At 68.7% G+C, this 11,279-nt stretch carries 11 protein-coding genes; 4 read left to right on the forward strand and 7 right to left on the reverse strand.

Annotation, left to right across the window (positions count from 1 at the left end; genetic code table 11):
* Positions 1-97 precede the first annotated feature (97 nt).
* From EII35_RS04280 to EII35_RS04295, 4 genes are all read left to right on the forward strand, one after another.
* A complete protein-coding gene (locus EII35_RS04280; RefSeq protein WP_125227217.1) occupies positions 98-1,174 on the forward strand; it encodes an AAA family ATPase in 1,077 nt (358 codons plus the stop codon).
* A gap of 67 nt (positions 1,175-1,241) precedes the next feature.
* Positions 1,242-2,234, forward strand: a complete 993-nt coding sequence (locus EII35_RS04285; RefSeq protein WP_395858222.1) for a DUF58 domain-containing protein — start codon at positions 1,242-1,244, stop codon at positions 2,232-2,234.
* Positions 2,231-3,196, forward strand: a complete 966-nt coding sequence (locus EII35_RS04290) for a VWA domain-containing protein (RefSeq protein WP_125227219.1) — start codon at positions 2,231-2,233, stop codon at positions 3,194-3,196. The genes EII35_RS04285 and EII35_RS04290 overlap by 4 nt, the downstream gene beginning before the upstream one ends.
* Entirely contained in the window at positions 3,193-4,155 is a 963-nt protein-coding gene (locus tag EII35_RS04295; RefSeq protein ID WP_125227220.1) for a VWA domain-containing protein, read from the forward strand. The genes EII35_RS04290 and EII35_RS04295 overlap by 4 nt, the downstream gene beginning before the upstream one ends.
* Before the next feature lies 1 nt (position 4,156).
* Here the strand turns inward: EII35_RS04295 and EII35_RS04300 are convergent, their stop codons facing one another.
* The 7 genes from EII35_RS04300 to EII35_RS04330 form a co-directional block, all read right to left on the reverse strand.
* Positions 4,157-4,936 carry an LLM class flavin-dependent oxidoreductase gene (locus EII35_RS04300; protein ID WP_125227221.1) on the reverse strand — a complete coding sequence of 260 codons (780 nt, stop codon included), beginning with the start codon at positions 4,934-4,936 and terminating at the stop codon, positions 4,157-4,159.
* A gap of 28 nt (positions 4,937-4,964) precedes the next feature.
* The gene (locus EII35_RS04305; RefSeq protein ID WP_125227244.1) at positions 4,965-6,869 is read right to left on the reverse strand and encodes a heavy metal translocating P-type ATPase; all 1,905 of its coding nucleotides are present in this window, start codon (positions 6,867-6,869) and stop codon (positions 4,965-4,967) included.
* Positions 6,866-7,234 (reverse strand): Cd(II)/Pb(II)-sensing metalloregulatory transcriptional regulator CmtR, encoded by a 369-nt coding sequence (gene cmtR / locus EII35_RS04310; RefSeq protein ID WP_003780589.1) that lies wholly within the window; start codon positions 7,232-7,234, stop codon positions 6,866-6,868. Before cmtR ends, EII35_RS04305 begins: the two co-directional genes overlap by 4 nt.
* A gap of 88 nt (positions 7,235-7,322) precedes the next feature.
* Positions 7,323-7,778, reverse strand: coding sequence for a hypothetical protein (locus tag EII35_RS04315; RefSeq protein ID WP_125227222.1), 456 nt, complete (start codon positions 7,776-7,778; stop codon positions 7,323-7,325).
* Between the two features lie 37 nt (positions 7,779-7,815).
* Positions 7,816-9,102, reverse strand: a complete 1,287-nt coding sequence (locus EII35_RS04320; protein WP_009397940.1) for a relaxase/mobilization nuclease domain-containing protein — start codon at positions 9,100-9,102, stop codon at positions 7,816-7,818.
* Complete coding sequence (locus tag EII35_RS04325) at positions 9,099-9,560, reverse strand: hypothetical protein (RefSeq protein ID WP_260465005.1); 462 nt, start codon at positions 9,558-9,560, stop codon at positions 9,099-9,101. The genes EII35_RS04320 and EII35_RS04325 overlap by 4 nt, the downstream gene beginning before the upstream one ends.
* A 125-nt stretch (positions 9,561-9,685) precedes the next feature.
* A complete protein-coding gene (locus tag EII35_RS04330) occupies positions 9,686-11,098 on the reverse strand; it encodes a Rep family protein (protein ID WP_260465006.1) in 1,413 nt (470 codons plus the stop codon).
* Between the last annotated feature and the right edge of the window lie 181 nt (positions 11,099-11,279).

The raw sequence follows: 11,279 nt of genomic DNA on the forward strand, positions 1-11,279 counted from the left end.
TCACATTCCGGAGTCATGTGGGACCTGGACGTCGGTGGGGCCCGAAGTGGTCGACGGTGGCGGTATCGTGGGGGACGATCGTCACAAGGAGCCATGAGTGAACACTCCCAGAACGCAGCCCGGGCTGCCCACCACCGTCGCCGAAGCAGCCCACCTGCTGGGCACCGCCATCAGCCAGGTGCAACGGGTGATCGTCGGTCAGGAACACATGGTGCAGCAGCTGATGGTGGCATTGCTCGCCAAGGGCCACTGTCTGCTGGAGGGTGTGCCGGGTGTCGCGAAGACCTTGGCCGTGCGCTCCTTCGCCACCGTGGTGGGGGGCGATTTCGCGCGGGTCCAGTTCACCCCCGACCTCGTGCCCTCCGACATCGTGGGTACCCGCATCTACTCGGCGAAGAGCGAGAGCTTCGAGATCGAGCTCGGCCCCGTGTTCGTCAACTTCGTTCTCGCCGATGAGATCAACCGCGCCCCCGCCAAGGTCCAGTCGGCGATGCTCGAGCTCATGGCCGAGAAGCAGGTCTCGATCGGCGGCAGGACCTATCCGGCCCCAGACCCCTTCATCGTCATCGCGACCCAGAACCCGGTCGAGTCCGAGGGCGTCTACCCGTTGCCGGAGGCCCAGCGGGATCGATTCCTCGTGAAGGTCGACGTGCCCTACCCCAAGGGCAACGAGGAGTTCGAGATCCTGCGCCGGATGAGTGTCAGACCCCCGGTTGCGGAGGAGGTGCTCAACCCGGAGAGCATCCGGCACCTCCAGGACATGGCCTCGAAGGTCTTCGTCCACAACCTCGTCAGTGAGTACATCGTGCGGCTGGTTCTCGCCACACGGACGCCGACGGAGTTCGGCATGCCGGATCTGGAGTCCGTCATCCAGATCGGCTGCTCGCCGCGCGCGACGCTGGGCCTGGTCGCCGCCGCACGGGCGCTGGCGCTCATCCACGGACGTGACTACGTTCTGCCGACGGATGTCCAGGCGGTGGCCCGTGACGTCATGGCCCACCGCATCGTCCTGGGCTTCGACGCGGTCGCCGACAACGTCAGTCCCGGGGACGTGGTGGAACGCATCCTGGCCATGGTCCCTGCGCCCACGCCGGTGTGGAACGACCAGTCGAGGCAGCAGCGTCACCAGCAACACGGGTACCAGGCCCCCGCCCCGAACCCCGGACGGATCTGAGACCGCCTTGGCGCTCCCGGCCTTCCAACCCCCGCCGCCCCGACGTGACCCGGGGGCGGCCGTCACCGTGCTCCAGGCCCCGACGGGGCCCACGGTTCCCTTGTCAAAGCTCGCCCCTGAGGCGGCCCTGCGTCGCCTCGAACTGACCGTGGTCCGTCGCCTCGAGGGGTTTCTGCACGGCGACCATCTCGGTCTGCTCCCGGGGCCCGGGTCGGACAACAACGACGCCCGCCCCTACCAGCCCGGTCAGGACGATGTCCGCAAGATCGACTGGGCGGTGACCGCACGCACCACCATCCCGCACGTGAGGGACACCATAGCGGACAGGGAACTCGAGGTCTGGGGGCTCCTCGACGTCACGCCGTCGATGAACTGGGGCACCGAGGGCATCACGAAGCGGGACCTCGGCATCGCGGCCATCGCGACGATCGGATTCCTGAGCCAGCGCATGGGGGACCGATTCGGGGGGATGCTCCTGCTGCCGGACAGGGTCAAGCGGCTCCCTGCCCGATCGGGTCGCACCGCCCTGTACGGCCTGCTGCGACAGATGCTGACCGAGCCCATCGTCCCGGACAACTCGCCCGGCGATCTCGACCTCGCCGAGGGGATCGAGCAGCTCACGCGCAGCCAGCGGCGACGGGGCATGCGGGTCATCGTCTCCGATTTCCTCACCGCCGGCGAGGCCGAGCTGGATCCGGACAGTCCTCCCGCCTGGGAGCGGTCGATCCGGCGGTTGGCGGTCAAGAACCAGGTGCTGTGCGTCGAGGTGCTCGATCGCCACGAGCTGGAGTTCCCGGACGTGGGGGAGATGTTGATCCGGGATCCGGAGACCAGCTTCCTGCGGTACGTGAACACCTCCGACGCGGCGGCCCGGAGCCGGATGGACGCCGCCTCCCGCGCGCAGCGGGAACGGGTCCGGGTGGCGCTCCGACGGGCCGGGGCCGGACACATCCAGCTCCGCACCGATCGGGACTGGGTGGCCGACATCGCGCGTTTCGTCCTCAACTATCGGCGGGTCGCGAGCGTCCTGCACGCACCGCCCCAAGGGGTGAGCCGATGAACTGGATCGAGTTCAAGACGCCGGAGCGGCTGTGGGTACTGCTCGTGCTGCCGGCTCTGGTCATCGTGTACCTCATTCTGCTGCGCCTCAAGGGCAGGACCTCGCTCCGCTTCACCAACACCGGGGTCCTGGGGCGGGTCGTCGGTTCCCAACGGCGGTGGACCAGGCACATGGCCGTCGCGATGTCCCTGTGCTCCCTCGTCGCCCTCGGCCTGGCGTGGGCCCAGCCCCTCGGGACGGAGAAGGTGCCCAGGGAACGCGCGACCGTGGTCCTCATCCTCGACACCTCGCTGTCCATGGAGGCGCAGGACGTCGAACCCAACCGTCTGGATGCAGCGAAGGCCGGGGCCCTCGACTTCGTCCAGGCCCTGCCGGCCTCCTACAACGTGGCCCTCGTGGCCCTCGACGGATCCCCCTCCGTCGTCGTTCCGGCCACGACGGATCGCGGTCCCCTCGAACGCGTGATCAACAGCCTCAAGCTCGGTGAGGGCACCGCGATCGGCGACGCCCTCTCCGTGGCCCTGGACGCCATCGAGGCGGCGCCCGGCGCAGCCGAGGAGGGGGGCGATCCCCCTCCCGCCATGATCGTGCTGCTCAGCGACGGCACGAACACCGAGGGAACTGAACCTGCCCAGGGGGCACGCCGTGCCAAGCAGGCGGGGGTTCCCGTGTTCACGATCGCCTACGGTACCCAGAACGGATACGTCGATCTCGACGGCAAACGGCACAACGTTGCCCCGGACCGGGAGGCGCTCGAGGAGATCTCCCGTGCCACCGAGGGGGAGGCGGTCGCTGCCGACAGCGTCAACAGCCTCAAGGAGGCATACAAGCGGATCGGTTCGTCGGTGGGCATGGAGGAAGTGAAGAAACCCGTGACGGCACAGTACGCCCTGGGGGCCTTGGGATTCGCCATCGTGGCGGCGTTGGGGGCGGTCATGATGGCGGCGAGGTGGCCTCGATGAATCTCGTCCCCCTCGCCCTCGAGTTCATGCGCCCGGCCCGGCTCTGGGCGCTCACGATCGTCGCGGCCGTTGCGGTCCTCTACGTGTTCCTGGTCCGTCGTCAACCCGTGATGCGCCGTCGATCCCGGATCCATCTGGTCGTTCCGAAGGACGCCGCGTGGAAACGACACGGCGCCGTCCTGCTGGCCCTGCTCAGCCTCGCTTCGCTGGTCCTGGCCTGGGCCATGCCAAGCGACCTCGACAAGCAGCCGCGGGATCGGGCCACCGTCATCGTGACGATCGATGTGTCGTGGTCGATGGAGGCCGAGGACGTCAAACCGAACCGGCTCGAGGCCGCCAAGAAGTCCGCCAAGGAGTTCATCACGAGCCTGCCGCCTCGGTTCAACGTGGCTCTGGTCACCTTCGCCGGAACCGCGAACATCACCGTGCCCCCGACAGTGGACCGAGGTGCACTGACCGCCGCCATCGACAAGCTCCAGATGGCGCCCTCAACCGCCACGGGCGAAGCCCTGTACACGAGTCTTGACGCGCTGAACCTGGTCCCACCGGACCCCGAACATCCGGATGAGGTGGCCCCGGCAGCAGTCGTGTTGTTGTCTGACGGGGCCACGAACATCGGGCGGACCTCATCGGAGGCGGCCAAGGTGGCGCGGGAGATGGGGGTCCCCGTCCACACGATCGCCTACGGCACCCAGGACGGCTACGTCATCTCCAACGGTGAGCGGCAGCGGGTCGCGGTGAACCACCACGAGTTGTACGTCATCGCGGAGAACTCCGGGGGGAAGAAGTTCTCCGCGGAATCGGCCGGGCAGCTCGATGAGGTCTACCAGGCGATCTCCAGCGACATCGGTTACGAACTCGTTCCGATGGAGGTCACCGAACGCTACGCCGGTTACTCCCTCGTCTTCGCCATTCTCGCTGCCCTCGGGGTGATCTCGCTCGGTGCCCGGTGGCCGTGACTCAGCGCCAGCCCAGTCCCGGTGCGACCTCCTTGACCACCGTCTCCAGCAGACGGGTGTTGTAGTCAACTCCCAATTGGTTCGGGATGGTGAGCAGCACGGTGTCAGCCGCGGCTATGGCCTCGTCCTCGGCGAGCTGGCGCACCAGCACATCGGGCTCGGCGGCGTAGCTCCTGCCGAACACGGCGCGAAGTCCGGGCTCGATGTAGCCGACATGATCCCTGCTGGTTCCCTCGTCGCCGAAGTAGAACCGGTCGATGTCCGTGGTGATGGGCATGATCGAGCGGCTCACCGAGACGCGTGGTTCCCAGTTGTGCCCCGCGTCCCGCCAGGTCTGGCGGAACAGCTCGATCTGCTTGCGCTGCTGGACGTGCAACGGCTCACCGGTCTCATCGGCCTTGAGGGTGGAACTCATCAGGTGCATGCCGCGTTCGGCGGCCCAGACCGCCGTGGCATCAGAGCCCGCACCCCACCAGATTCGCTGTTTCAGCCCTTCGGAGTGGGGTTCGATGCGCAGGAGGCCTGGTGGGTTGGGGAACATCGGTCGAGGGTTCGGTTGGGCGAAGCCCTCACCCCGTAGCACCTCGAGGAACTCCTCGGTTCGGCGACGTGCCATGTCCGACTCGGTCTCCCCGTCCTCGGGTCGGTACCCGAAGTGACGCCAACCGTCGATCACCTGTTCCGGGGATCCCCGGCTGATGCCGAGCTGGAGCCTGCCGCCCGAGATCAGGTCGGCGGCCCCGGCGTCCTCTGCCATGTACATGGGGTTCTCGTAGCGCATGTCTGAGTTATGGCGTTGGACGGAACACCTATTGCTTGCGGGCACGCGCAGCCCGCAGTCCGTTGGCGATGACGACGACTTCGGCGACCTCGTGCACGAGGACGACCGCTGCCAGGCCGAGCACGCCGGTGATCGCCAGCGGCAGCAGCACAGTGATGATCGCCAAGGACAGCACGATGTTCTGGTTGATGATCCTGCCGCCGCGGCGGGCGTGGCGCAGAGCCTGCGGGATGAGGCCGAGGTCGTGGCCGGTGAAGGCGACGTCGGCGGACTCGATCGCGGCGTCGGAGCCGGTCGCGCCCATCGCGATGCCCACGGTCGCCCCGGCCAGGGCGGGCGCGTCGTTGATGCCGTCGCCGATCATCGCGGTCGGCGACGTCTCCGAGAACTCGGCGACGATGCGAGCCTTGTCCTCGGGACGCAGCTCGGCGTGCACGTCGCCGATCCCGGCCAGCTTCGCCAGCGCAGCAGCGGTGCGGGAGTTGTCGCCGGTGAGCATGCTCACCTCGACGCCCTGGTCGCGCAGGGTCCGCACGACCTCGGGGACCTCGGGGCGCAGCTCGTCGCGGACGCCGATCGCCCCGGCCAGGAAGCCGTCGACGGTGACGAGCACGCAGGTCTGCCCCTCGGCCTCCAGGTCCTCGACCCGGGCCTTGAGCGGACCGGCGTCGATCCAGCGCGGACTGCCCACCGCCACCCTGCGGCCGTCGACCAGGCCACCGATGCCGTGCCCGGCCTCCTCGGCCACGTCCTGCGCGGCGGGGGTTCCCCGGCCCGCGGCGGCGATGGCGGCGGCGAGTGGGTGCGTCGAGTGCTGCTCCACGGCGGCAGCCCAAGCAAGCACCTGCGCATCGTCGAACCCATGGGCGGCGACGATGGCGGCTACCTCGGGCCGGTTGCGGGTCAGAGTGCCGGTCTTGTCCACGGCCAGGTGCCGGATGCCGCCGAGGCGCTCGAAGGCGGCCCCGCTCTTGATGACGACGCCGAACTTGGTCGCCGCGCCGATCGCGGAGACCACGGTGACGGGCACCGCGATCGCCAGCGCGCAGGGGCTGGCCGCGACGAGGACGACCAGGGCGCGGGTGATCCAGGTCTCCGGGTCGCCGAGCAGGGACCCGAGCACGCCGACGAGGACGGCGAGGACCATCACGCCGGGCACCAGCGGGCGGGCGATCCGGTCAGCGATCCGGGCTCGGTCGCCCTTCTCGGCCTGGGCCTGCTCTACCAGCTCCACGATCGTGGTCAGCGAGTTGTCGGTGCCCGCGGCGGTCGCCTCGACCTCCAGCACGCCGGCGCTGTTGATCGCGCCCGCCGACACCGCTTCTCCGGGCGCGACCTCGACCGGGATCGATTCACCGGTGATCGCCGAAGTGTCCAGGCTCGACCGGCCCGAGCGGACCAGCCCATCGGTCGCGACCCGCTCGCCAGGGCGGACCAGCAGCACGTCGCCGACGGCGATCTCCCTGGCCGGGACCGAGGCTGAGGTCCCGTCGCGCAGCACGGTCGCGGTCTCCGGCACGAGCTTCAGCAGCGCGCGCAGCCCGCCGCGGGCGCTGTCCATCGCCTTGTCCTCCAGGGCCTCGGCGATCGAGTAGAGGAACGCCAGCGCGGCCGCCTCCTCGACGTAGCCGAGGATCACCGCGCCCACGGCGCTGATCGTCATCAGCAGCGCGATCCCGAGCTTGCGCTTCACAACGAGATTCCGGATCGCACCGGGCACGAACGTGTACGCGCCCAGCAGCAGGCCCGCCCAGAACGCGACCAGCGCCGCGATGTGCAGCCCCGACCACTCCAGCGCCAGGCCGGTGCCGAACGCGACGCCGGAGAGGATCGGCACGACCAGGCCGGGATCACGCCACCACGGGCGCTCTGCCTCCTCTGCCTCGTCCGCGGGGCTGGTCGTCGGCTCGTCGCAGCCGCAGGCGGCGCTCACGAGGCGTCCCCCGAACTGCTCGCGGCGCAGCAGCCCGGCACCGAGCAGGCCGGGTCGATGCACGGCGCGCTCTCGTCCACGGCGAGGGTCACATCGACCAGTGCCGTCAGCGCCGCGGCCAGGTGCGGGTCGGCGATCTCGTAGCGAGTCTGGCGGCCCTCGGGCTCGGCAACCACGATCCCGCAGTCGCGCAGGCAGGTCAGGTGGTTGGACACGTTCGAGCGGGTCAGCCCCAGCTCGCGCGAGAGCACCGCGGGGTGGCTCGGGCTGTCGAGCAGGGACATCAGGATGCGGGAGCGCGTCGGGTCGGCCATGGCCCGGCCGAGCCGGTTCATGACGTCAAGACGCGAAGCAATGGTCAGCATGCACTGAACTATACAGCAGTCGCTGACTTAATGTCCAGTTGTCGCGGCTGCCGCACGCGCTGCGCGCGCTTGCCCTCGTGAGGCGTGATCACCTCTTGCGCCAGCGGGGCCACTTCGGCATCCCGCGGCCCTTCCAGGTCTCCACGAGACCCGCAACCCAGCGGACGGACGCGAAGAGCCCGTAGCCGGCCCCGGCGAGGCCAGCGCCGACCACGAGCCACCGGCCGATGCCGAGCCACACGCTCCCGTCCACGTCCAGCGCCCACTGAACACCCGTGATGAGCCCGGCGATGCCCATCCAGAGACCGGCGACGACCACGGCCACCGGCAGGAGAACGAGGCACATCGCGGCGGCGGCGGACCAGAGCTGTCGCGCCTCCAGCTTCGCCGTCGCGGCGATGATCCGCTCCGCCCGCGCGTTCGAGGCGTCGAGGCTCGCGGTCATCGTGGCCGAAGCCGCCCCGGCGACCTGCTCGACAGCCTTCTCGACCCGTTCCTCGGTGCGCTTCTCGATCCGCTGGACCGCGCCGCCGACCTGGCTCACGAGCTTCTGGTTCGCTGTGACCTGCGCCTTCAGACCCTCAATCGCCGAGGCCGTAGCCGCGCGATTCTTCTGCGCCTCCGCGACCAAGCTCCGCGACGCGGCGTTCAAGCTCTCGCCGTTGAGACTCTGCGCGAACTCGCCGAGCGTGCTCGCGATCTCGTTCTGCCTGCTCTCGATACTCGCGATCCTCGCGGACACGTCGCTGGAGGGCGAGGAGGTCGACGCCGGGGCCGTGATCCGCTCCAGCCGCCTCGTCGTCTCCTCGTCCATGACCTTCACGAACCCCGCGAGCTTCTTCTGCTGTTCGGTCAGCGTGGCGATCCTCGTGTTCTGCGCCTCGACGGCGGCGAGGATCGAGGTCAACAGCTCCATCGTCTCCGGACTGCCGAGCTGCTGCTGCGACTGCTCGGGCTCGTTCTGCTGCTTCAGCCTGTCGAGCGCTGCGCTCATGTTCCTTCTCCTTCTGCTGCTGGTGGTAGTCGAAGAACGCCTGCGCGCCCTCCGGGGTGAAGTCCGCCGAGAGGGCGCTCGCGCGCTTGCGGCGCTCGGCGCGGCCGGACTCGCCGCGGCGATCCTCGATGTAGAGCGTCCAGGTCTCTTGCCCGGCGCGCTTGCCCTTCTTGCTGACGGGGCTGTGCAACCGCATCCGCGGCACCCGCTCCCCGTCATCGCCGAGCCGCTGGTTCTGCTCCTCGATCACCGAGACCAGACCGGCCTTGTCCACCGCCCGGGGATCGGCCAGCGCCGCGCTCATCCGGTCGCCCATCTCGCGGTCGAGCGATCCCTCGGCGAAGTCCTCGCGGCGCAGCTCCCAGTCCTTCGGTGCGTGCTCCAGCCGCTTCACGACCGAGAGCCCGTGTTCTCGCATCAGCTGGTCGTTCGCCGACTGGACGCCCCGCTGATTCCCGGCCTTGCGGTCGTGGAACGTGCGATAGTCCGAGAGCGCCTTCCCCGTCCGGTTGTTGTGGTTGATGACCAAGATGTGGTTGTGCGGCTTCTTGCCCCGCCCATCCACATGACTGACTACGAGGCAGTCGGAATCCGGGTGCATCTTCTTCGCGAGCTGATAACCGAGATCGTTCACCCGCTGCACGTCCTCCGGACTCTTCGGGTCGAACTCCTCGTCGCTGAACGACTGGCGGTAATGCACCGCCTCGACCTCGCGCGTCGTGTTCTGCGTGAGCGACCGAGCGCGCGCCGAGAACGCGCCGGGGCCTCCCGGCACATCGCACGTGATCGCGATGCCCCGCTCGTCCTCCTTGCCACGGATATAGCGCTCCGTGTCGGCGGCGCTGGCGCTCGGGCTGTAGTGCGTGGTGCTCATGAGGCCGCCCGATCCCCGAGCAGGGCGCGGACCTCGCGCAGCAACTCGATCAGCTCGGGCACCTCCGCCGACAGCGCCACTGACTCACCAGCCCGCGCCCGGCGGTCGAGGTCGTTGACGTTGGTCGCCAGCGGGCGAATCTGCGCGGCCAGCTCGCGAGCATCCGCCGACGCCTGCACCCGCGCCTCGACCCCGAGCAGGTGCGCGGCCACGGCGGCGTCCAACTCCTCGCTCCGAGAGGCGTGGAGGGCATCCCGGACGACGGTCCGCACCCACGTGCTCGGAGCCAGCCCGAGCCGCTTCGCACGAGTGCGAAGCGCCGCGAGCGTCTCCTCTCCGAAGTCGGTATCGAGCTTCGCGCGGCCCCCACGACGACGCTTCGCGCCGCCGTGACTCTGACGCACAGCCTCCGCATCAGCCCGACCGGTGTTCACCTGGGAGTCGGTCTGCTGCTCCACCTGTACGCCAGAGTGGCAAGCAGTAGCCGTGTCGGACATTTCGCTGGCGCTCATGTCTTCCCCGGCTGCTTGCGAGGGGCCTCCGGCCCCCTCGACCCCCTGGAAGAGCGCATCGCGTTCGGTGCTCATGCGGCACCTCCGATCAGCGCCAGCGGCACGTCAGGGCTCCGCACCGCGAGCCCGCCCAGCAGCTCAGCAGCCGCGCCCTCAGCGTCATGTTCCGCCGAGGTCTCCGGACCGTAGGTCAGTTCCCGCGACCCGACGTTCTGGTGATACGCGTTGCCGTACATGCCGGGCGTGTGTGCGGCGGTCGGGATGCTGCACTGGTGCCACTCGTAGGGCTCAATCTTCCCAATGTGCTGCACGAGGTAACGATTGATGTCGTCGGCACGATAGACCTTCACGACCGAGGCCAAGCGGCGGATGAACTGGTCCAACGCCTCGTCCACGTTGCCCTTCTGGCGGGCGTAGTAGAAGAACTCGACAGGCTCGATCGTCGCCGTGATGACGATAAGGCGCGGGGCCACCTCGCCCTTGTTCTTGTACCGAGCCTTCGCAGGCGAGGCGTTGTACGGATCAAGCAGCAGCAGCCAGTCGTTCGCATCCATCGCCGAGGCCCGCAGATCGTCCAGCAGCAGCACCTCCTCGCCTCGCCAGTCATCAAGCGGGTTCCCCGTCGCGGCCCGGTAGATCTGCCACCGCTCGCCGTGCGCGTTCGCCGCGTTGATCGCCTCGGTGATGAAGTCCGTGGCGAACCGGGTCTTGCCGATCCCGGCATCCCCATGGACGAACACCACGTGCGTCGAGAACTCACCGGCGCGGAGCTTCGCCGCCGCCCGGTATGCGCGGCGCTGGCCGTAGGCCGACAGCGCGTCGTCGATCTCCCGCTGATGCCGCGAGTAGATGTCGAACAGCTCGTCCGTGAGCATGATCTGATCCCGCGTGAACTCGCCCTGGAGCACGCGCTCGCGCATGTCCTCGAAGTTCTCGGCGACGACCTTCTTCTTCACGTGCGCGCGCCCCTTGAGCCAGGTCTCCCGACGCTGGGCGTCGATCCCGAGGTAGTCAGGCCCACGCACCGTAGCGACCTCCGAAGGCGCGTATTGGTGCTTGTCCGCGTACTTCACGTGCGTCAGATACGACAGCATGTTGTCGTAGGCGTACCGCCCGCGGCCCGGCTTCTCGACGTACTGGGGCTCGACGCCGATGCCGAACGCGAGCCGATCCAGCGGTGCGCTCTTCGCACGGCTGGCGAACTTGATGACCGCGTGCAGGTGATCGGGCTTCGGCTCGATCACCAGAGCCTTCTCCGTGTCGCTCCAGACCTCGCGCTCGTCCTTGTCATGCACGATGCCGTAGGCCTCGACGACCTCGCAGCCGGTGGCCTCGAGCCGCTGCACCACGTAGGCGAGGATCGCCTCGGCTCCCTGCTGGAGCAGCGCGGCCCCGTTCGGGTCCTCGGCAGCCCAGGTCCAGTACGACGGATCGAGGTACTGCGTGAGCCCGATGCTCGTCGGGTTGTTCTCCTGCTTAGCCACGGCGACCACCCCCGCCGCGGACAGCGCGGAGGGCCTCAGAGAGAGTGCGGCGCCTAAATGACCCCCTATTGACCCCGGCGGGTTCAGGCGGTGTGAAGCGCCCCAGGTTTCGTGCCGGTCCTTTCTGGGGTGGGAAGGTTGGCATCATGCCGAAGAAGATTGATCCCGCGGTGAAGGCTCG

This window comes from Arachnia propionica (assembly GCF_003932785.1).
GTDB classification, from domain to species: domain Bacteria; phylum Actinomycetota; class Actinomycetes; order Propionibacteriales; family Propionibacteriaceae; genus Arachnia; species Arachnia propionica_B.

Bases quoted from the DNA above. Each gene is read 5' to 3' on its own strand.
- EII35_RS04290 (WP_125227219.1), top strand. From the start codon at position 2,231: ATGAACTGGATCGAGTTCAAGACGCCGGAGCGGCTGTGGGTACTGCTC.
- EII35_RS04295 (WP_125227220.1), top strand. From the start codon at position 3,193: ATGAATCTCGTCCCCCTCGCCCTCGAGTTCATGCGCCCGGCCCGGCTC.
- EII35_RS04300 (WP_125227221.1), bottom strand. From the start codon at position 4,936: ATGCGCTACGAGAACCCCATGTACATGGCAGAGGACGCCGGGGCCGCC.
- cmtR (WP_003780589.1), bottom strand. From the start codon at position 7,234: ATGCTGACCATTGCTTCGCGTCTTGACGTCATGAACCGGCTCGGCCGG.
- EII35_RS04320 (WP_009397940.1), bottom strand. From the start codon at position 9,102: ATGAGCACCACGCACTACAGCCCGAGCGCCAGCGCCGCCGACACGGAG.